At 69.4% G+C, this 21,061-nt stretch carries 13 protein-coding genes; 3 read left to right on the plus strand and 10 right to left on the minus strand.

Annotated elements, in window-relative coordinates; genetic code table 11:
* Positions 1-113: 113 nt before the first annotated feature.
* The 4 genes from AB8A24_RS28720 to AB8A24_RS28735 all read right to left on the minus strand — a co-directional run bounded on the left by AB8A24_RS28720 (position 114) and on the right by AB8A24_RS28735 (position 11,200).
* The gene (locus AB8A24_RS28720) at positions 114-6,689 is read right to left on the minus strand and encodes an RHS repeat domain-containing protein (protein ID WP_369477993.1); all 6,576 of its coding nucleotides are present in this window, start codon (positions 6,687-6,689) and stop codon (positions 114-116) included.
* 95 nt (positions 6,690-6,784) lie between these two features.
* A complete protein-coding gene (locus AB8A24_RS28725; protein WP_369477994.1) occupies positions 6,785-10,333 on the minus strand; it encodes a LamG domain-containing protein in 3,549 nt (1,182 codons plus the stop codon).
* A gap of 282 nt (positions 10,334-10,615) precedes the next feature.
* Positions 10,616-10,912, minus strand: coding sequence for a hypothetical protein (locus tag AB8A24_RS28730; RefSeq protein WP_328959557.1), 297 nt, complete (start codon positions 10,910-10,912; stop codon positions 10,616-10,618).
* Positions 10,913-10,960: 48 nt separating this feature from the next.
* Positions 10,961-11,200 carry a hypothetical protein gene (locus AB8A24_RS28735; RefSeq protein WP_328959558.1) on the minus strand — a complete coding sequence of 80 codons (240 nt, stop codon included), beginning with the start codon at positions 11,198-11,200 and terminating at the stop codon, positions 10,961-10,963.
* 444 nt (positions 11,201-11,644) lie between these two features.
* Here AB8A24_RS28735 and AB8A24_RS28740 point away from each other — a divergent pair, with 444 nt between their 5' ends.
* On the plus strand, positions 11,645-12,619 hold the full coding sequence (locus AB8A24_RS28740; protein WP_369477995.1) for a LuxR C-terminal-related transcriptional regulator: 975 nt from the start codon (positions 11,645-11,647) through the stop codon (positions 12,617-12,619).
* A 1,462-nt stretch (positions 12,620-14,081) separates the two neighbouring features.
* On the opposite strand, the gene AB8A24_RS28745 is transcribed toward AB8A24_RS28740, so the two are convergent.
* Positions 14,082-15,170 (minus strand): YbfB/YjiJ family MFS transporter, encoded by a 1,089-nt coding sequence (locus AB8A24_RS28745; protein WP_328965742.1) that lies wholly within the window; start codon positions 15,168-15,170, stop codon positions 14,082-14,084.
* Between the two features lie 227 nt (positions 15,171-15,397).
* Between AB8A24_RS28745 and AB8A24_RS28750 the strand changes: the two genes are divergently transcribed.
* A complete protein-coding gene (locus AB8A24_RS28750; protein WP_328959561.1) occupies positions 15,398-16,342 on the plus strand; it encodes a LysR family transcriptional regulator in 945 nt (314 codons plus the stop codon).
* 135 nt (positions 16,343-16,477) lie between these two features.
* Complete coding sequence (locus AB8A24_RS28755) at positions 16,478-17,287, plus strand: MBL fold metallo-hydrolase (RefSeq protein ID WP_328959562.1); 810 nt, start codon at positions 16,478-16,480, stop codon at positions 17,285-17,287.
* Between the two features lie 264 nt (positions 17,288-17,551).
* Here the strand turns inward: AB8A24_RS28755 and AB8A24_RS28760 are convergent, their stop codons facing one another.
* The 5 genes from AB8A24_RS28760 to AB8A24_RS28780 form a co-directional block, all read right to left on the minus strand.
* Entirely contained in the window at positions 17,552-18,502 is a 951-nt protein-coding gene (locus AB8A24_RS28760) for an ornithine cyclodeaminase family protein (RefSeq protein WP_369477996.1), read from the minus strand.
* Positions 18,499-18,885, minus strand: coding sequence for a hypothetical protein (locus tag AB8A24_RS28765; RefSeq protein ID WP_328959564.1), 387 nt, complete (start codon positions 18,883-18,885; stop codon positions 18,499-18,501). The genes AB8A24_RS28760 and AB8A24_RS28765 overlap by 4 nt, the downstream gene beginning before the upstream one ends.
* Positions 18,886-19,266: 381 nt before the next feature.
* Entirely contained in the window at positions 19,267-19,737 is a 471-nt protein-coding gene (locus AB8A24_RS28770) for an ATP-binding protein (RefSeq protein WP_328959565.1), read from the minus strand.
* 63 nt (positions 19,738-19,800) lie between these two features.
* Complete coding sequence (gene wrbA / locus AB8A24_RS28775) at positions 19,801-20,409, minus strand: NAD(P)H:quinone oxidoreductase (RefSeq protein ID WP_328959566.1); 609 nt, start codon at positions 20,407-20,409, stop codon at positions 19,801-19,803.
* Positions 20,410-20,587: 178 nt separating this feature from the next.
* Complete coding sequence (locus AB8A24_RS28780; RefSeq protein ID WP_369477997.1) at positions 20,588-20,890, minus strand: muconolactone Delta-isomerase family protein; 303 nt, start codon at positions 20,888-20,890, stop codon at positions 20,588-20,590.
* Positions 20,891-21,061: the final 171 nt, after the last annotated feature.

Consider the following 21,061-nt stretch of genomic DNA (forward strand, 5'->3'; position numbering starts at 1 on the left):
CAAGACGGCCTTCGGATACCCCGCCCCGGCGTCCTCAAGGGCCGCACAGGAAGACACGACAGGAGCGGAGAGAGCCAGGAACAGTGCGGCCACTCGAATCGATTTGAAGGTTCTCACTTATTCGGACCCCCGTAGTTGTAATTTCGCGGAATTACCACCCGGAAGACGATCGTCATGGCCTGCCCCTTGCCGTGCCCCAGGACGCCGACATGGTCGACATTCTTCTGCAGGAACTTATCCGCCGGAGTGTCATAACCCGTCTTGGCGTGGGCGAAGGACGAGACCGTCATTCCATTGGTGATGGTGATACGCGCCTGAACGCCATTTATCCCTTCACGGAGTATCTCATAGTTCGCCTTGTACGAACCCAGAACAGCCGTGGCCAGCTTGGCATCATCGTGCGTGGCGATGGCGGTCAGATCCTCCCGGAGCTGGCTCGACTGGCCGGCCGCATCCTTTTCGCCGATGGAGTTGGGGGTCAACTTGCCAGACCTCTGCCCAGTTCCGTAGAAGAGATCCCCGATTTCCTTTCGGTGTGCTGCGGTGAGATCGCTCTTCATCACGTCTCGCGCGACCTGGCTGTTTTCCCCATAGGTCATTTCGGGTGACAACGCCCCCATTGCCCAAAGGAATGCCACCATGGTGACCGACCCGTTGTTCTGCCCCCCGTAGACGGCATCTTCAGGGTTGCAGGACAGGACCGGATCGAACTGGCACGCCCGCTCCTTCGCGTATTCGGGGGCCGCGATGGTGGGAGGGATGTAGGGGAGCGGCGTGATGACGCTGACGAAGGAGCCGGGCTTGTTGCCGGAACCGCCATTGCCTCCCTGCTTGCCGCCGCCGCCGCCGCCGCCGCCGCCGCCGCCACCGCCGCCGCCGCCACCGTCGTCGTCATCGTCCACGTCTTCGATGTACTCGCCGTTGGTCCAGCCGCCGCCACCGCAGTAGCCGTAGCTGCCGCAGCTCTCGAGGCCCGTCGGGTCGCTGAAGGTGAGCGGGCTGTTGTTCGCGTAGCTGTAGCCGTTGAGGGACTGGTGCTGGTCGAGGCTCAACGCGGGGTCGACGCTGATGAACTGGCCGAGGGTCGCGTCGTACTCGCGTGCGCCGATGTGGGTCAGGTTCGTGCCGGTGTCCTCCGGCTTGTCGAGGAACCGCTTGTCGTCCGGCCAGTTGGCCGCCGGTCCGCGCGCGGAGCCGAACGGGGTGGTGTAGCGCTTGGCCACCGCCTGGGTGTCGTCGGCGGAGATGGCCAGGGACGAGGTGCCGTGGGCGTCGGCCGCGACGAAGGACAGCTTGGCGGTGCCGGATTCGTTGGTCAGTACCCCGATCTTGACGGCCGCGATGCTGTAGGAGCGGACGGCCCACTTCTTGGCACCCTTGAGGTGCACCTCGTTGGATCCCGCGTAGAGGACGGTCTCCCCCAGCGGGTCGCGGCGGATGAGGAGCTCGCCGTCGGCGTCGTAGACGTAGTCGGTGGCGGTGGCGCCCTCCGTGGTCTTGGTGAGCTTGCCCTCCGGACCCCAGTTCAGGGTCTGGGAGGTGGCGCTGCCCGGCGTTTCAGCGCGCTTGGTGGTGTTGCCGGTCGCGTCGTAGGTGTACTGCGGGGTGACACCGGTGCAGGTGGCGCCGGTGGTGGTGGCCGCCACGGCGTGCGGGCGGGCCGGGTCGTAGCAGTAGGTACGGGTCTGCGGGGTGCCGGTGTTGGTCTTCTCCGTGGCCCGCTGGCCCGACGCCGTGTAGGTGTAGCTGTTCCAGTACGGGGCGGCGCCGTCGAGGTTGGCGGCGGTACGGCCCGAGACGGCGCAGTCCGCGGTCTTCGGGGTCCAGGCCTCGGTCAGACGGCGCTGGGCGTCATAGGTGAAGCACTGGTTGTCGGCCTTGGTGAAGCCGTTGAGCGGGGCCGAGTCGAAGATCGACAGGACGTTGCCGGCCTGGTCGTAGTTGTAGGTCAGCTCCTGCAGCATGCCGTTGTGGGTCTGGTCGTTGACCGTGGACTTCAGCAGACGGCGGGTGCCGTCCTCGTAGGTGTTGCCGATGAACGTCTTGCGGACACCGGCGGCCGCGGAACGGGCCAGCGTCAGCTGCTCGATCTCACCGATCGGGGAGTACGCCACGTCCTGCACGTAGTCCGTGGTGCCGGAAAGCCCCTTCGGCAGGCCGAAGTTGTTGTAGTTGACCTGGAGGGTCTCGGCGGGTAGACCTGCGACCGCCGGTGCTGCCACCGTGTTCGCAGTCCCGTCGAGCCGGTAGGTCATCGTGTGGTCGGTGGTGGCCGCGATGGCGCCCGAGGTGACGAGCGGGTCGTCGGAGGGCAGGGTCAGCCGGGTCGTCGTGGGACGGCCCAGGGTGTCGTAGGCGGTGACGGACTTGGTGTACGCCTTGCCCGTCAGGCCGCCCTCGTAACGGGTGGAGGCCGTGGGAGCCCCCTTGCGGATGCTGTCGTAGGTCCATGCCGCGAGCTGGTTGGCGTCGGACTTCGGCGACTTCCACAGACCGGTCTTGCGACCGATCTCGTCGTAGGCGTACTCCAGGACCGTGTTGCGCGCGTCCTTCGTGGTCGCGATCTGGTCGAGCGCGGTGTAGGTGGTGGTACCGGTGCCCTTGTCGGGGTCGGTAGCGGTGGTGGTCCTGCCGAAGAGGTCGTAGCCGTACGTCCACTTGGCGTTGTCCGGGCCGGTGGTCGTGGCCTGCTTGCCGTCGACCGTGTACGTCTGCTTCACGCTGGTGTACGGGGTACCGGGCGCGGTGCCGCCATAGGCGAGGTCGTTCGGCGTGGTCCCCGAGTAGGTCCGGGTCTCGACGGTCCGTCCCAGTGCGTCGGTGATCGTACGGGTCGCGGTGCCGCCCTGGACGGCCGTGGTGGCGGTCGAGTCACCGGTGTAGCTGGTGGTGGTTGACTGCTTCTGCACCCCGTAGACGAGGAGCGAGGAAGTGACCGGTCGGCCGAGGCCGTCGAAGACGGTCGCCGTCTGCGCCGGCGTGCTGCCGTACTCGGCGCGGGCGTAGACGCCCTCCGGCCCCTTGTCCTTGTCCCAGATGTCGGCGTACGTCTCGTAGGCCAGGCCGCGGGAGTCGTAGCGGGTGTCTGTCAGGATCCGGCCGCCGTTCGGCGACGGGGTCTGCGTCTGCAGCGGGCGGAGCAGTGCGTCGGCGATCGTGTAGACCGTCTTGTAGGTCGTCCCGTCGGCGTTCAGCGTGCTGACCGAGGTCCACGGCTGCTTGCCGCGTTCCAGGAGGTAGTCGTACTTGGCGTTCGGGGACTGCGACTGGCCGCGGTTGGGCAGCCAGGTGGCGGTCACGCGGCCGAGGCCGTCGTAGGTGTTGAAGGTCGAGGCCATGTTGGCGTCGATGGATCGCACGGTCGAGCCGCGCAGGTCCGTGTAGCTGTACTTCTTGTGCTGCTGCCCGTTCGAGGCGAGCTTCGGCTCCGTGACCACCGTGACTTCCAGCGGGCCCGCGGCTGCGGGTGTGTAGCTGGTCGTGGTCGTGTTCCCGGCCGCGTCACTGACGCTCAGCGGACGGCCGAGCTTGGCGGCGGCCGTGTCGTAGGTGGTCTTGGTGACGGTCTGCCAGCCGGCGCCGCCGGCCGGGTTGCGGTCGGCGGTTCCGGCTGCCGCCGGGTAGGCCTGGGCGCGGCCGGTCCAGGTGGGCAGGCCCAGGGTCGGGGTCTGGTTCGCCGTCCAGCCGGTTGCGGCGTTGTCGTCGTACACGGTGGCCAGGTCCGACAGGACGTCGCCACGGGTCGCCGAGTTGGCGGGCAGGCTCAGCTTGTCGTCCGTGACCGAGCACTCCGCGCCGACAGTGCGGTTGCGGGAAGGCAGGCCGGAGATGCCCTTGGCATCGTTGCGGGCGTACCAGGTACGGGTGCAGGTCTCGTCGCCGGTCTTGGCGGTGTCACCGGCCGACGAGATCGACGTCGGCAGGCCGTAGGCGTCGTAGGCGGTATCGGTACGGGTGGTCCGCCAGGTGTTGGAGCCTGTCAGGAAAGTGTGCTTGTACGCGGTCTGCGGGCGGACGAAGAAGGCCTTGATGTTGGCGTACGACTTCTGCTGGCTCGCGGTCTCCTTGCTCCACGGGTCCGTGACGGATACCGAGAGTGGCGTGTTCCCGTCATACGTGATCTGCTGGCGCTGGAAGCCCGCGTACTGGTCGTCGTCGTTGACGTCGGGGATGGTCAGGCCCGGCACGGGTACGGCCGCGACCGTGGTGGTGCGGGTGGCCGTCGTGCCCTTGCGGGTGTCGCCGCGCATGCCCTGCATGAAGACCTTGACGGTCTTCGAGCGGGTCTTGCCGACGGCTCCGGTGTAGGCGGTGACCTTGCCGTAGCCCCGCCAGTCGGACCAGGTGCGCTCGTCCTCGGGAGTCAGCGGGTCGTCGTTGTGGTGCCAGCCGGGGTTCGCGTACTCGTAGGCGTTCTCGACGAGGTCGTTCTGGCCGGCCGGGTCGGCGATGGTGACTGCCGTGACGTTGTACTTGTGGAACCAGTCGAGCTTGGGGTCACCGCCGTTGATCGGCCAGTGGACCGGGTAGCAGGACAGCGAGTTGTCGTCCTCCGCCACCGGCATCTTGGAGCCGCGCACGCACTCCGGGTTGGAGAGGGTGACCGTGGTGATGGCGCCCGTCTCGGACGTGATCGTGTTGATGCGGGGGCGGTTGAGCGGGACGATGTTGTCCCCGTCGATGTCCACCCGGTTCGGCTTCATGTGGTAGGTGAAGTCCACCGGCGGGACCTCGACCGTACCGCCGTTCTTGCCCGTGCGCTTGATGGACTTCAGGATCAGGGACTGGTCGCTGGTGTCACCGAGGTCGCCCGGGTCCAGGTACTCCTGTGCCAGGTCGAAGGTGTCCACCGGGGCGTAGTTGTCCGGCTCCAGGGACGTGGACCACGCGAAGGTGTTGATCGCCGTCATCCGCTTGCGGGTGAAGAAGGCGGGCCCGGACGCCCGGCAGTCGGTTTCGCTTGCCGAGCAGATCGAGTCGAAGGGGACGTCGGGCCAGTTGTCCGAGGTGTCTTTCGTCAGGTCGGTGCAGCTCGCCGCGAAGCACCGCTCCTTGTAGTCGAAAGTGACCTTGTGGGAGGGCGTGCCGGTGAAGAGCGAGGCCGCGCGCTGGCCGTAGCGGATCTCGGAGAGAGTGCCGCCGCGCGTGTAGGGCAGCAGCTTGGTCTTGTCGCCGTTCTTCGCGTAGTTGTTCGTCTCCGCGGCGTACCAGTAGGTGGCGGTGTTGCCGTGAACGTCCTGCACCATGTCCACGTTCCAGCGCCAGGCCTGGGTCTCGTAGCGGCTGGCGAAGGTCGAGCCCTTGCTGTAGCCGGGCTCGCCGGAATCGTCACCGAAGACCGGGACGCTCCAAGTGGAGTTGGTGCGCTCGGAGCCCGCGCCTGGGAGCTTGTTCAGGCCGAAGGTGTAGGTCGTACCGTCACCGGTGACCACCTTCCAGTACTCGCCGTCGTTGTCGCCGTTGTCCGCGCCCGTCCCCCAGGTCACCTGGGAGGCGTCGTCGTCCTTCAGGCGCCACTTGCCCGTCGCATCGTCCTTGACCAGCTCGCTGGACTTGCCGTTCAGGACGAGCGAGGCATTCTCGTACTTCCAGCACAGGTCGAACTTGTCATCCTGTCCGTCATCGTCGCACGAGCCGTACTTGCGCTCGATGTACGAGGAGGTCAGGTCGAAGCCCTCGCCGACCTGCGAGCCCTGGTTGTTGGAGTTCGCGGTCCGGCCGTCGACGTTCCCCGAACTGTACGAGAGCGCCAGTGAAGGTGTAGGACCCGCCACGGCGCCCGGAACCGTCAACGGATAGGACCAGGCGAACGCCCCGGACGCGGCTCCCGACTCCCAGCTGGAGGAGGCCGCGAGCGGGGTTGCCGCGAAGTCGCCCCCGCCCTGGGGCGAGGCCGTTTCCGTCGCCATCACTGCGAAAACCGCCGGAGCCTCGGCCGCCGGGGCCTTGGTCTTGGTGGTGGTCGTGGTTCCGGCGGGGAGCGAGGTGACGTAGGCCGTCACCGTGCGGTTCTTGATGTCGTTTGCCGAGGGCAGCGGGGTGGTCTTTCGGCACTCCGCCTTCTCGGGCGTCGTCAGCGCACAGGCGGGCAGGCTGACCAGCCCCAAGCGGGTGGACCAGCTGCCACCGACCGCCGAGGCGAAGGAGCCGTAATCGACGGTCAGCTGCGCCGGCCCGTTGGTGGGACGGGTGGCCGAGAAGAGCACACCGGTGATCCCGGCCTTCTCGGCCGCCTTCTGGTCGAGGACCTTGACGGTCGACTTCCCGACCGCTCCCTCCGGAGCCGCGGCGGGCGCCGCCGGCCCCTTGGGCACGGACGGATTGAGCAGCGGGCTCTTGACCCGAGCCGTGGACCGTACGTCGACCAGCAGGCGCGAGCCCGACCGTACGGCCGAACCCTCCAGTGTGGCCGCCTTCGGCCAGTCGGCCTTGGCCTCGGCGCGGGCCCGGTCCGCCTGGACCTTGTTCTCGGCCTGGTTCCTGGCCACCAACTCCCGGGCTTCCTTGGCGCCCTGCGCGTTGACGGCCCGGACCTTGGCGTCCTTGTGCTTCGCGATCTTCGGGGCACCCGGAAGGTCCGCGGCCTCCGCTATCGGGGTGATGACCCCCGGCACCGCGAGGGCCAGGGCCAGTGCGGCCGCCAGCGGCAGCCGGCGGCGGATTGTTCCGCCTGGTGGTCGGATGGACACGAATGCTCCATGTGGATAGGGGTTTTGGGTACGGGTGAGGCCGTGGCCGCCCCTGTGCGGGGCGGCCACGGCAAATCGGTGGTGGAGTCGGAGGGTCAGCTACCGGAGCCGAAGACGGTGTCCGTGACCTGCTGGGCGTCCTTCATTGCGCCGGACCACAGGCGCATGTCCTTGATCTGGCCGGGCAGGAAGTTGCCCCAGGCGCTGTTGGTGAAGCCCTTGCCCACGGCGAGCTCGCCGCTGCCGACGCTGGCCGTGTAGGCCTTGGGCTGGGCCTGGCCGGCCGCGCCCACGTAGAGGGTGATGGTGCCGTCCTGAGCGTTGTGGACACCGGTCACCTGGACGCCCGCGTTGAGCGCGGCCGGGCTGTCGCTGGCCACCGAGGTCCCGGTGCCGTCGGCCGTCAGGCGGCCGAAGTGCCAGCTGCCCTCGACGAAGTCCAGCATCTTGGTCGGGTCCTGCTCGTCCGGCTCCTGGCGGATGCCGGTCTTCTCGAACCACAGGCTCCAGGAGGAACCGGTGGCCGTGCGCTGGCCGATGACCTGGGCCTTGTAGCCGTTCGGCTTGGCGAGGAGGGCGGTGTTGTCGAGCTTCGCCTCGGCCGTCACCGTGAACGATCCCGTGTCGTCGACGACCGGACCCGCGACGGTGGCCGCCTGGGTGGAGCCGTTCAGGACCAGGGCGCCGCCCGTGACGGGCGTACCGGTGGTCGCGGTCAGGGCGCGGCCGTTGCCGGACTTGTCGGTGAAGGCGGGGCCGGCCGTGGTGAGGTCCCAGGCTCCGGCCAGGTCGACGGCGGGCTTGCCGGTCGCCGGGTCGAAGAGCGAGGAGTCCTGCTTGACCTCGACGGCGCTCTTCTCGTCCTGCCAGACCTTGACCTCGTCGATCCGGCCCGGGAGCTGCTCCGTCCAGGCGGCGGACTGCTTGGCGGCGCCGATTCCCATGGCTCCGGTGGAGGCGATGGGGTTGGTGACGGTCATCTGGCCCTGGAGCCGCCCGTTGACGTACAGCTTCGCGAGGTCGGTGGACTCGCTGTACGTGGCGGCGACGTGGGTCCACACCCCGGCCTGCGCCGGGTTCGGACCGCTGAGCCGGCTGATCGCGCCGGTACCGCCCGCCGTGTCGTCCGTGGCCATCTGCATCGACCACGGCTGGCCGGCGGCGGCGGTGATGGCGACACCGCTGAAGTTCTTGCCGCCCTGGGCCAGCATGGAGAAGGTGCCGTCCGTGCGGTCCAGGCGGACCCAGCCGGCCACGGTGAAGGAGCTACGGGTGTCGAACACCGGCTTGTCGCTGTTCGCGTACTGGCCGTTCGTCAGCTGGAGCGCGCGGTCCTCGTGCGGGGTGGGCGTCTGCACCCAGCCCCGTCGGCCGGTTGCGGGGCGCTGGGCTCCGGCGGCGAGGTACATGTTGTTCCTGAGCGCCGGGTCGGTGGTCGACGTGTCGATGGCCTGGCCGGAGGCCTCGTCGAAGGTCCAGTAGCCGATCGGGTTGGGGCCCTCCTTGACCACGAAGTCGACGATCTTCGTCGCGCCCCAGCGGCCCACGGCGTCCTTGGCCTTCACGCTCAGCTTCATCGTCCCCGACAGCGGCGGAGTGATCGAGACGGTCGGGTTCGAGCCGGCGATCTCGGTCCACGTGGTGTCCGTGGACAGCTTGTACTGGAATGCCGTGACGGTGTCGCCGCTGGCCGGAGCGAAGGTGAACTGACCCGCCTGGCCGGGCTTGCCGGCCGCCGTGCACGCGGTGCTGGTGCACTGGCTGTACGGAGCTCCGAAGGTGACCGTCGGGGCCTTGGGGGCACTGGAGTCGACCTTGAAGTAGCAGTCCGCACTGGGAGCGCTGGTTCGTTCGTTGCCGTCCGCGTACGACCGGGTCCAGGTCCGGAAGCGGTACTGGGCGCCGTCCGTCAGCGTGGCGGGCGGGTCACTGGTGACCTTGACGTTGTCCCCCACGAATCCCGAGGACGGCCGATTGACGTAGTCGGCATCGGCCGCCGTGGCCTTGACCGGGGTCCAGGTGCCGTTGGTCTCCTTCTTCTCGGTCTGCATGAGGATCCGCAGCTGGGCGCCGGACTCGCCGCCCCACACGGTCTCGGTGATCGCGGTCATGGCCGGAGTCGGGTCGGAGACGATCGACGGCTTGGCCGGGTCGTTCGAGCAGATCTCCCCCGCGCCCGTGACCAGGCCGACGTAGATGGGGGTGTTGGGCTTGCCGATGTAGTCGACGGACAGGACCGCGTCGTTGCGGAAGCGCTTCCACGAGGCGGTGTCCGACTCGTCCTCGGCCCTCAGCTCCAGGTTCAGACGGTTGTAGCGGCCGTTGGCGAAGTCGCGGACGGTGGGGGTGAGGTTCTCGTCCGGCTCGTCAGGAAGGTTGTCCGAGAATTCGACGGGTGCGGCGGGCGAGTTGGGATCGCATGCGGAGCCGCGGCCGGCCGACAGCCAGCGGTCGCCCATGAGGTCGGCGTAGTTGGGCTTGTTGCCCCAGGTCGTCGAGGGGGAGATCTCCCCGTCCATGCGGACCAGCCAGACGCTGCGCAGATCGCACTGGAAGGCCCACGGCTCGGTGACGCGGAAGCGGGCGGTCAGGACTTCCTTGCCCACCAGCTTGCTCGGCGAGAACTCGAAGTACAGGCGCTGTACGTAGCCCGGACCGCAGTAGTAGCCGTTCCAGGAGCCGCACTTGCCCATGCCCTTGCCTTGGCCGTCGCTGCCGTTGTCCCAGTTCCAGAAGGAGACGCCGTCGTCGCGGAGCGCGGTGTACTCGGTGCCGTCGTCGAGGGCGACGGAGGGGTCGATGTACAGGGGGAAGGCCGCGGGGTCGCTCTGCTTCAGCAGCGAGGAGTCCGGTACGACGGCCAGCGAGTCGGTGCCGACCTGGACGGGCATGTTCGCCGCCCCGGAGCCAGGGGCCGGACCGTCGGCGGGACGGCTGCCGGGCTCCGCGCCGACGGGCGCCTTGGGCAGCGCGCCGCCCTCGCTCTTGGCCGCGGCCGCCTTCGCCTTCGGCGACATGGCCGGCGCGGTGGACACGCCCTTCGAGTCCCACATCAGGGCCGGGGGCGCCTTGAACACCGGCTTGCCGTTGGCGTCCGTGGCGGACAGCCCGCCGTCCTTGGCGGAGTTGAGCCGGACGTCCTTCGCCTCAAGGTCGAACTCGACGCGCTGGAGCTTCGGGTTCTTCGCCGCCTCCGGCGTCTTGACCACGAGTACCTCGCGGAACCCCTTCAAGGTCGCCGTCATCCGCAGGTCGACCCCGGGCAGCACCTCCTGGTACACGGCGCTGTCACCGTCGAGCACCGGCTTGGGCAGCTTGCCGCCCTGCCAGCCCAGGGACATCGACCGTCCGCCGTGCTCGATGGTGACCAGACTCGAATCGCCGCCGCCCGAGAACCCGACCGAGGCCACGGCGGCCTTCGGGCCCACGGTGCCGTCCGGGCGGACCCCCAGCGTGGCGTCGGGCGCGACCCAGCCGGCGCCGTCCTTCGCCTTGACCCGGACCGGAACGGCCGAGGTGTCCAGGCGGAAGGACTTGCCGTCCGGATTCGCGTACGTCGTCGTGGACTCGGTCCGTTCACCGAGCACCTCGACGGGCTTGCCCGATGCGGCTGCCGCTTTGAGCGCCTTCTCGCCCTCATTCACCGGCAGCGCATCTGCAACGGCGGCTACCGGCGTGTACACCGAAGCGACACTCATCACCATGGCCAAGCCGAGCGTGGTCGCCACGGCATGACAAAGCCGCCGACCAAGGGTTGCAGACATTTTCTCCCATTTCATATGACGCGGAGATCTCCCCGGGCGCCGCGCCATGCCCTCACCAGCTATGGCGGTTGAACGTGAAAACGCATGGTGCTCGATCCGAACCTGTCCGCTTGATTTCGACAGGCGATCGACCGGGGTTTTCCTGACGGAATACCGGAGTGCTCAGCGAATGCCCGGCCCGTCGCCGGCAGCGCCGTCCGACAGACGCCAGGCGATGAGCTCGGGTGCGCGCTCAAGGGCGCGCAGACACGCTGCGCGAGCGGTGAGCATGGCCTCGGCTTCCGAGTTGGCGAGGGAGAAGAGAACCAGATCGATGCGATCGTCTCCCGCATCCGCCGTTGCGGTCACGTGCTCGATGCCGTCCGCAGGAGCAAAGTGGGCCGTAAGAAGGTCCCTGACATCGTTCGGGGCTGTGACTGATCCACAGGAGCCGATCAATTTGAATGTGATCATATACATGGCGACTTCCGGCGGGTTTGCCTTTCTCGCTCTGCATCGAAAGCGAAGCTACGGGTGGGCGATACCGTCTCGCGGCGCGCTCCATCCGTAGCCATCGCCGGCCAGCACTTGGTGCGTGCTGCTCCACCCGAAACCATCGCCCGCAGTCGTGTGCCGCGTTTCCGAGAGGCCGAGAACGAACACACCAGATCCGATGGCGGCGAGGAGTGCGGCGGGCACGAGCAGGCGTGCGGCGACGTAGGACATGAAGAACTCAACCCCAATAGGCGTGCTGGCCGACGGATTCATCTCATCTCCCCCATTCAGGGAAATGCCGTGTGCGATGGAGCAAGCCTGTCCGCGCCGTGAGCCGGTGTCACTAGTAGGCGAGTGGCGCCAAGGCGCCTGGCGCCTTGACGCCACCTGGGTGCCTGTCTGTAGCCAGACCACGCCAGGGCTCGAGCGTCAGGAGCGGAAGCAGTCGCTGGACGAAGTGGCAGGCGGCGGGGAGATACGTAGGCGGGTCAAGCAGTTCGCGGTATGGCGTCGGTGCGGCAGCACGCAGCCACCCGTACTCATACGCCCGCTCCCCCGAACAGTGGGTATGCATCGCAAATCGGTCGATCCGCCAGCCCGCGACTTTCTCCACGCACACCGCCTCAGCCCGCAACACTCCACCTTTTCAGGAAAAAATGCCTCCGAAAATTGCCTGCAACATCCTTTAGGATCAAGGCTTCGTATCGGGGGGATCTCATGTTGCAGTGGCTGGGCTTGTCTGCCCACGCAGAAGCTGTTTATCGGGCGATGCTCGAGCGACCTGACCACGGGGTGGCCGCCCTAGTCGCGGACACCGGACTGGACGAGCAGGCGACACGGAGCGCCCTCGACGAACTCGCCCGCCTCGCCCTACTCAAACCGTCGGGCCAGACGGGGGCCGGCCTCCGCCCGGTCAGCCCCGAAGTCGGACTCGCCACCCTGCTGGCCTCCGCCGAGGCGGAGATCGCTGAACGCCAGGCCCAGGTGGAAAGCGCCCGAGCGGAGATAGCGGCCATCGCCGCCGCCCACCTCGGCACGAGACTGTCCGACAGCGCCACCCGGCTCGAAGGCCTCGACGCGATCCGCACAAGACTGGAACAACTCCAGCGGACCACCCACTTCGAATGCCTGTCACTGAACCCCGGCGGTGCCCACCGCCCGGACGCCCGCAGCGCCGCCACTCCGCTCAACGAAGAGGCCCTGCGCCGCGGAGTCGTCATCCGAGCCGTGTGCCGCGACAGCTTCCGCAATGACCCCGACACCCTCGCGTACGCCCGATGGCTGACGGAGCGCGGTGGTCAGATGCGCACCATACCCACCGTGCCCATACAAATGATCATCATTGACCGCCGTGTCGCCATCATTCCCGTCGATCCCGAGAACCCCCGCGCGGGCGCACTCGAAATCCTCAGCCCGGGCATCGTCACCGCCCTCCGTGCACTGTTCGAGCAGTGCTGGTCCGCAGGTACACCCTTTGGGGCGCCTCCTCGCCCCGACTCCAACGGCTGCACCCCCACAGAACGAGCGCTCCTGGCCCTCGCCGCCGCGGGCGACACGGACGAAGCCGCGGCCCGCACGCTCTCCGTCTCCCCCCGCACCGTCAGCCGCATGATGTCCAACCTGATGGAGAGACTCGAGGCGGTCAGCAGATTCCAGGCAGGGGTGAACGCCACAAGGCGCGGATGGCTGTAGCGCCGATACAAGGCTGATAGCACGGCGCGGCGGCAGGGGGATGCCGTTTCCCCGGTCAAGCCCGGTCGTTCGGCGGATGGGTGTGGCGGACTTTCTGGCTGCGGATGACGTCTGGCCACTGCGGCTGCTCTCGTGCTCAAGGCTGGGCTTCTCCTGTCGGTGGCATGCCGTGAGGTGTTGCGAGAGTCAGGGACGGGGCCAGTTGAGGGCAGGCTTGCTGTCAGGAGAGGTGCGGCATCCACCTCACTCTCCTGTGGCACCGCCCGGCCGGTCCGGGCCTGAGCACGCTGCTCGACGGTATGGAACACCAGATGATCGACGATCTCGACCACGCTCGGACCGCCCTCCACACCAGGGCGCACGGGACCCGGACCACCTGGCGCCCGACCGCCGCCCCCAGCCAGGACGACGGACAATGGATCACCCCAACCCCGCACCAGCGGGGAACATCCGTCGCCCGGCCGGCCCGCACGCCATGCCCCGGCGCAGACCACGACCCGCTCCAGCATCTCCTCCCACCCGAACCCGCAGGCCCCGACATGGGCCAAGCCCAGCAAGCCACCCTTGTCCAGCGCCTGCACCAGATCGCCCACCCCCTGCACGCGGCAGCCCTGACCATCCACGCCCTCACCGGAACGAGCACAGTCCAACTGGCCCTGATCCGCGGCAGCGATGTGAACGAAACAGCGACCGTCATCAAGTCCACAACAGCACAGCCCACCGGCGCTGCCGTGTCCACCCCGTCCCCGGCTGGGCCCGCCCCCTGCTGTCAGCGGCAAAAACCTACGGCCGGTTCCAACAGCGGGATTCCGGCCAGGCCCTCTTCCCCCTCATCGGCAGCCGAGACTGCGAAGAACTCCGCCGGACCGCGGCAGGCATCCGCTACCGCTTACCCGCGACGCCGTAAAAAGAGACACCGGCCTCTGCCGCCACCGGCCTGACCTGCAGCAACCCCACACGCTGTACCGACCGGCAACCAACTGACCTGCACCATCACCAAAAACGTCAGCGCCGAACCAGCATCCACGTCCCCACACGACCACCAGACACAACCCGCTGAACAGCGACAACCCCAAATCCAACGACTGACATCACAACCCCGAACCACCACCGACAAAAAACTGCACGCCATCGCCCAGGCCCTGCTCCACCTCGCCCGACACCCGCAACCACAACCACTCCCCCATCCGGCCTGCGACCTCCAGACGGCACGAAAACCGCCCCCACTGCGTGTGCGCGCTCACCACCAACGGGGTACCGGTAGGCAGACGTTCAGCGAGGACCAGCGGTTACCGGCCACCGCACCGTCACCGACAGACCACCCCGGCCCGGTTCACCCGCCCGAGCACACGGTTCACCGGCGAAACGCCACTGCACCCCACCCCTGCCCCTGTCAGCCAATGGCTGCCGTCGGCCCCTCACCGAACCTAGGTACGTCCTCAAAGTCCCTGACTCTCCAGGTTCAGGCGGTGGGGGTGAGGTGGTGGGGGAACCGTATGCAGCAGGCGGCTGCGGCGCAGGCGGCGGCGAGCACCAGGGCGGCGCCGAGCAGGAGTGCGGAGTGGTAGCCGTGGCGCAGCAGCGGTGCGGCCAGCAGGGGGCCGAGGATCTGGCCGAGGCTGTAGCCGGTGGTGAGCAGGGCGATGGCGTGTGGGATGCGCAGATGGGTGCCGATGGCGAGGGCCATGGTGCTCACGCCCATGAAGGTGGCGCCGAACAGGATGGCGGCGGCGAGCGCGGGGACGCTGCCGGCGGACAGGGCGGGCAGGGCGATGCCGACGGCCTGGAGGGACAGGGAGATCGTCAGCAGGGCCGGGCGGGACATGCGGCGGGCCAGGCGCATCCACAGGGCGCACGAGGGCAGCGCGGCCAGGCCGACCACGATCCAGGCGCCGCTGCTGATCCAGCCGGGTGCACCCTGCTGGAGGGCGGCGACCAGGAAGGTCCCGGCGATGATGTAGCCGATGCCCTCCAGGAGGTAGCTGGCCAGCAGGGCGGTAAACCAGCGCCGGGTGCGCGGCCGTTCGGCCGGCACCGTCGCGGCGGGAGCCGCAGTGCGGGGCGCCAGGCCCCAGGCGGCGGCGGTGAGGAGCACGGTGAGCGCGGCGCAGGCCGACCAGGCCGCCTGCCAGGAGCCGGCCTGCTGCACGGCGACCACCGTCATCCCGGAAAGGGCGATTCCCGCGCCGACCCCGCCGAAGGCCCAGCCGGTCATGTGCTCGGCGTGCGCGGCGAGCCCTGCCAGCATGGCGCTCGTCGCGATCATGAAGACGAGGGCGCTGGCCGCGCCCGCTATCAGTCGCAGCGCCCACCATGCGCCGTCGTCGTGGGTCAGGGGCATCAGGGCGAGGGACACCGTGAGGACCAGCAGCCCGACGCGCAGGGCGGTCGCCGACCGTAGTAGCGCGGGGGCGGCGATGCCGAGCAGGGCGCCGGCCAGGTAGCCGAGGTAGTTCGCGGTGGCCAGCGAGGCTCCCAGGCTGTTCGATATCCCGGCCTGGGCGTGCATGAGCGGCATGATCGGTGTGTACGCGAACCGGCCCACACCCATCGCGGCGGCCAGGGCCGCCGCGCCGCGCAGCACGGTCGGCCACGGGGAGTCGGCCCGCGCTGTGGCGCGGGTGTGGTGGGGCTGTGCGAGCGCCTGTTTCATGGTCGCTTTCTTTCGCGGGCATCCCCGTGCGCGAGGCTTCCCCATCGACGCTAGGCCGCGCGCACAGTGAGCGGAAATGCCGGTTACGCTGCATTCATGTTCCCCAGGCATAGTGCGAGGCGACGGTGACCGCGCCCGGCGGCGCAAGCGCATCCGGCATCGAGCTGCGGCACCTGCGGGCGTTCGCCGCGGTGGCCAGGCGCCGCTCGTTCACCCGGGCCGCCGAGGAACTGCTGATCACGCAGCCGGCCCTGAGCCGCACCGTTGCCCAGTTGGAAGCGGCCCTCGGGGTGCGGCTGCTCGACCGCTCGTCTCGCGGCGTCGCGCTCACCGGCACCGGCGCCGAGTTCCTCGTCCACGTGGAGCGGACCTTGGCCGCGTTCGACGCGGCCCTGGCCGCGGCCCGTCACGAGTTGCGCCTCAGGCTCGGTTTCAGCTGGCTGCTGCCCGATCCCTGGGCCCAGCGCGCCATCGCCCGCTTCGAGCGCGACAGCGGGGCACAGGTCGAGCTGGTGCGCTGCGACGATCCGCTGGACGCCCTCGACCGCCAGGGTGTCGACGTGGCCCTGGTGCGCGGCGGCAGACCGGTCGGGACCGCCGTGCGCACGGTGCACTTGTACGACGAGCAGCGCGTCGCCGTCCGTGCTCGGGAGGAAGCCCCCGGCGGCGGGCCGCGGTCCTCCCCCGGCCCTCCCTCCAAGGCCATGGCCGGCGCTGTGCGCTGGCAGGACGCCGCCGAGTGGACACTGGTCGTCAACACCGCCAGCGGCACCACCGGCCCCTGGTGTTGGCCGAACGGGGACGGCCCGCGTCGGTACGTGGAGACCGCGAATTTCGACGAGTGGCTCGAATCTGTGGCGGCGGGACGCGGTCTCGGCATCGTCCCCGACGTCGCCGAACGCCGCATCCACCACCCCGCGCTGCGCTTTTGGCCGTTGACCGGCGCACCGCCCAGCCCGGTCCGCCTCGCCTACCGCCCAGAAGCAGGAACCGGCTCCGCGCTGCTGCGCCGCTTCCTCGACGCTGCACTCGAAGCAGCCGCGACCTGTACCCATGCGGGTGGGGCATAGCCACAGCCGGAACGGCATTTCCGCTTGCGCCTGTCATCTCCCTACGGTCGACCGCGAGGGATGGGACGGCCCGGACCACCTGGCGCCCCGGACCACCCCTCCCCTCCCTGCCCCGAACCAAGGAGCTGCAGCAGCATGGCGTCGTCCTCCCCCCTTCTTCCCCGTCACGAGGGCTCGGCCCTGGTGGTCGGCGGGCCCACGACCGTTCTCGACCTCGGCGGGCTCCGCATCGTCTCCGACCCGACCTTCGACGCCCCGGGCCCACACGGTTACCTGACCAAGACCGAGGGCCCGGCCCTTGCCGGGGAACGGCTCGCCGACGTCGACCTGGTCCTGGTCAGCCACGACAACCACGCCGACAACTTCGACGACCGCGGCCGCGTCTTCGCACTGGCCGCCCCACTGCTGCTCACCACCACGGGCGGCGCCGACCGGCTCGGCGCAGGCGCGAAGGGCCTGGCCGCCTGGGACACCCACACCCTCGCCCGCCCGGATGGCGGCGAGCTGACCGTCACCGCCGTGCCGGCCGTCCACGGCCCCGAAGACGGCGAGCGCGACCCGGACGGCGAGGTCAACTGCCAGGTCGTCGGCTTCGTCCTCGCCGGAGACGGGCTGCCCAGCGTCTACATCAGCGGCGACAACGCCTCCCTCCGCACCGTCACCGAGATCGCCCGCCGCACCCCGCGCATCGACGCGACCGTCCTCCACGCCGGCGCCGCCCGCGTCCCCGGCAAGTTCCGCGAACGCCCGGTCAGCCTCGACAGCGTCCGCGCCGCCGCGGCCGCCGCGATCCTCGGAGCCCCCGTCAACATCCCCGCCCACTACACCGGCTGGGCCCACTTCACCGAAGGCCGCGACGCCATCGAGCACGCCTTCGACGACGCCGGCCTCACCTCCGTCCTGCGCATCGCCGACCACGGCACCTGGCTCTCCCTCAAGCCCTGACCGACCCTCACCCGCAGGAGCTGCTCGCCATGCCGGTACGCCGTGCGACCCGGCCGTGCTCGCTGCGTTCATCAACCTTCGTGTCCTGAACTCCGATCGGGGCGCGGCGGTGGGCATCTGGCTGAAGAGCGCGCGGGCCGCCGTGCGGGAAGGCCCGCGAGATCGAGCAGCGGCGTGCGGAGGGGCTGCCGCGCGCGTTCCCGCCTCGTACGCCACACGGCGCCCCTGTGGCCTATGGCTGCGGAACAGCAGGGTGGCGTGTGGTCATGGCGTGAGGCGGTTGAAGACAGCTGAGGCGAGTGCTGCGTCGAGTGCTCCGACACCGGTGAGGTCGGCGACGGTGATCGCGGTATCCGGTCGGTCGGGGGGTGTTTTGAGGAGGAGGCCGGCTGCGATGTCGCTGTCCTGCGCGGTGGCGCCGGCGCGGACGGCGTGGCCGAAGTCGCCGTGGTGGAGGCACTGGGTGTGGTCGTCGGTCGCGATGAGCTGGGCGCGGTGGAAGAGCTCCGGCGGCAGTTCGTTCTTGTGAGGCGTGTCCGTGCCGATGCCGGTCACGTGGGTGCCCTCGTGGACGTCGGCGGCGTCGAGGACGGGTGCTGTCGCCGGTGTGGTGGTGATGATCATGTCGGAGCCGGCGGCCTGCTGTGCGGACGCGGGTCGGGCCGGCAGGCCGTTCTTGTGGAGTTCCTCGCACAGGGCTGTGGCGTTGTGCGGGTTGCGGCCGTGGACGAGGATCTGGCTGATGGGGCGGAGTTCGGCCAGCCAGACGGCCTGGAGGAGGGCCTGTTCGCCGGTGCCGAAGAGGCCCAGGGTGAGGGCGGTGGGCCGGGCCATGGCATGGGTGACCAGTGCGCCCGCGGCGGCGGTGCGCCAGGCGGTGAGCAGGCCGCGGTCGTTGAGGATGGCCCGTATCTGCCCGGTGTCGGCGCTGATGACGCAGACCAGGCCGTGATGGTGGGACGGCATGCCGAGGCCGGGGTGGCGGTTGAAGCCGGTCGCTATCTTGACGGTGAAGTCGGCGGTGTCGGTGATCCAGCCGGCTTTCACGTGGCAGTCCCCGCCTGCTTTGGGGAAGTCCATGTGCAGGGGCGGCGGGACGCTGGTTCGCCCTTCGGCGTGGGCGATGAGAGCGTCACGGACGCTCTCCAGGACGATCTCGGGGGTGGCGGCCGTCTCGATGGCGACCAGGCCGAAGACGGGCAGAGTGGTCATCATCGGCGTGTCCGCATCCCGTGCGCGAAGGCTACGGTCTCGACGGCCTGGTGGCTCGGGGTCACCACCGCCGCGTGGTCCCCGGCGTCGGGCAGGACGTTCATCGCCAGGTAGAAGGCCTCCTCGGCTCCCGCGAAACAGATCACGTCGTCCGCGCCGGCGTTCTCGTGCCTCTGGGCGATCACCTCACGCAGGGCCGGATCGCCGAAGGTCTCCGTGTATCCGATGGGCTGGTTCTCGAAGGCCACCCGGGCCTTGTCGTCGGCCGGCGAGAGGAGCTCGCCCAGCGTCATGGTCCGGACGTCGGAGGCGGTCAGATGGTGGCGGGCGGTGAACTCCCAGCGGGAGAAGTACGTTTCCAGACGGAAGTCGGGCAGCCGGGCCATGTCCGGTCCTTCGCATTCGGTGATCTGAGCCCGGCCTGCAGGCCGCAGAACGGGACACCCTCAGAGCAGTGGCGACAACGGGAGCGGCGCGGCGGACCGCGAACCCCGGCCCCGTCCAGCCGACAGCCGATAACGGCCAGAAGGCCAGGCGGATCATGCGTTCAACGGGGTGCCCCGTCTCGCGGACGTAGTCGCCGGTGATGTGAGGGGAAACGCGCGGACCGGTCCTGCTCGGACAACGGCTCCGGGCGCCGCGCCATAGGGGCGCCGCAGACGGACAGGACCGCAGCGGCCTGTCCGCCTGCGGGCGTCCGGTCCAGATTGATGCACACCACGGCCGCCGGCCGGCCCCGCGGATCGCGCAGGACCGGCCGGCGGTGTTCAGGGGGCGATGGGGAGGTCCGCCCAGTGGGCCGCGCCGCGGGGAAGGGCGCGTTCGCCGTGCGCGGTCGCCAGCAGAGCGACGATGAGGCCGCCGCGGCCGTGCTCCTCCGGGTCGCGGCCGGCGGCCCGGGCACGGTCTTCGGGGGTGGGGCCGCCGTCGTCGACCTCGATGCGCAGGGCGCCGGACTCCGCGCGTTGCTCAAGGTGGAGGACGACGGGGGGCAGGGCGTGTTCGACGGCATTGGTGACGAGTTCGGATACGACGAGCAGGACCACGTCGGCCGTGTCGACGTCCGTGCCCCACGCGTCGAGGAGAGTGCGGGCGATGCGGCGCGCCGTGCCGGCGGACTCCGGACGGTGCGGAAGGCTCCAGGCGCAGGCCGCCTCCCCGGTGCAGACCGCCGGAAGGACGCCGGACGTGGCATACGGCGCAGGGCCGGCGGCTACTCGGGCGGTGGCGGCGTACATGGGGGTCTCCTCAGCGGGGGCGGCCGGCGCCGCCGGTGTGGTGGCGCCGGGCTGCCCTGGCGGTCAGGCTGCCTTGAGCTGCGCGGCTATCCTCACCACGCGCTGGGCCTGGTGACGGGCGGCGGCTCGGGTGGTGTCGTCCACCGGCTTCGTGCCCTGACCGTCCACGTGCGAGGTGCCGTACGGGTTGCCGTCGGCGAACTTCACCGGGTCCGTGAATCCGGGGGCGACCACGATGCCGCCGAAGTGGTGGACGCTGGTGTAGAGCGCCTGGAGCGTGGTCTCCTGGCCGGCGTGGGCGGTCGCGGACGAGGTGAAGCCGCTGTAGACCTTGTCGGCCAGCTTCCCCTGCGCCCACAGCCCGCCGAGGGTGTCGATGAACTGCTTGAGCTGCGAGGAGATGTTGCCGAACCGGGTGGCGGATCCGAACAGGACGGCGTCGGCCCACTCGATGTCCTCGGGTGTCGCCTCGGGGACATCCGCGGTGGCGGCGTGGTTGGCCGCCCACGCCGAATTGGCCTCTATGGCCGACTGCGGGGCCAGCTCGGCGGCCTTCACCAGGCGGACCTCGGCACCCGCCTTCACCCCGGCATCGCGCAGTTCCTTGGCGATCTCGGTAATGGTGCCGGTGGAGGAGTAGAAGACGATCGAGAGCTTGACGGGGGTGGCCACGGCAGCGGCTCCGTTCCTTGTCGAGACTGTGAATGCGATGACATCGACTAGACGACCGGTCGACTAACCCAAAGTAGACGACCGGTCCAGCCGTAGTCAAGGTCGGACGCCACGGTCGCGGCGGGAGCGGTGGGGGGTGGGGCCCGCCGGGCGGCGGCGAGCCCCACCCCTACGGGGTTCAGGCGGTGACAGCAGCCCTTCCCGGGTCATTGGGGTGGGGCTGCAGGGCCGTCACCACCGAGGCCATCCACGGCCAGAGCGGCAGCGTGCCGAGCACCTCGCCGTACAGCTCATCCTCGTCGGCGGCCCGCCACAGGCCGATGCTGCGCAGTTCACCCACCGGGCGCCACAACCGGACGAGGTGGCCGGCCGCGGCCAGCTCCCCGGCCCTTACGGATTCCTCGGCGCGGCGACGGTCGACCTCCGCGGGGTCGATGCCCTCGGGAACGGTGGTGGTGAGTTCGACCAGGAACTCCTTCATGGCAGCTTCTCCTTCTCTCTGTGGGGCCTGCCGGCCCCCTCGCGACGACGTGCGGGAGGCAGGGGCCGCATCACGCGCGTTCCGCAGGCGCACACTCTGCCGCCCGACGGAAGACACGCCTTTTGAAATAACTCGACCGGTCGTCTACTTTGACATAGACGACCGCCCGGC

This window comes from Streptomyces sp. BF23-19 (genome assembly GCF_041106355.1).
Taxonomy (GTDB): Bacteria; Actinomycetota; Actinomycetes; order Streptomycetales; family Streptomycetaceae; genus Streptomyces; species Streptomyces virginiae_A.

Coding starts and splice junctions, on each gene's coding strand:
- AB8A24_RS28770 (WP_328959565.1), bottom strand. CDS start 19,737: ATGTACGCCGCCACCGCCCGAGTAGCCGCCGGCCCTGCGCCGTATGCC.
- AB8A24_RS28780 (WP_369477997.1), bottom strand. CDS start 20,890: ATGAAGGAGTTCCTGGTCGAACTCACCACCACCGTTCCCGAGGGCATC.
- AB8A24_RS28765 (WP_328959564.1), bottom strand. CDS start 18,885: ATGGCCCGGCTGCCCGACTTCCGTCTGGAAACGTACTTCTCCCGCTGG.
- AB8A24_RS28740 (WP_369477995.1), top strand. CDS start 11,645: ATGTTGCAGTGGCTGGGCTTGTCTGCCCACGCAGAAGCTGTTTATCGG.
- AB8A24_RS28755 (WP_328959562.1), top strand. CDS start 16,478: ATGGCGTCGTCCTCCCCCCTTCTTCCCCGTCACGAGGGCTCGGCCCTG.
- AB8A24_RS28730 (WP_328959557.1), bottom strand. CDS start 10,912: ATGTATATGATCACATTCAAATTGATCGGCTCCTGTGGATCAGTCACA.
- AB8A24_RS28745 (WP_328965742.1), bottom strand. CDS start 15,170: ATGGGTGTGGGCCGGTTCGCGTACACACCGATCATGCCGCTCATGCAC.
- AB8A24_RS28760 (WP_369477996.1), bottom strand. CDS start 18,502: ATGATGACCACTCTGCCCGTCTTCGGCCTGGTCGCCATCGAGACGGCC.
- AB8A24_RS28735 (WP_328959558.1), bottom strand. CDS start 11,200: ATGAATCCGTCGGCCAGCACGCCTATTGGGGTTGAGTTCTTCATGTCC.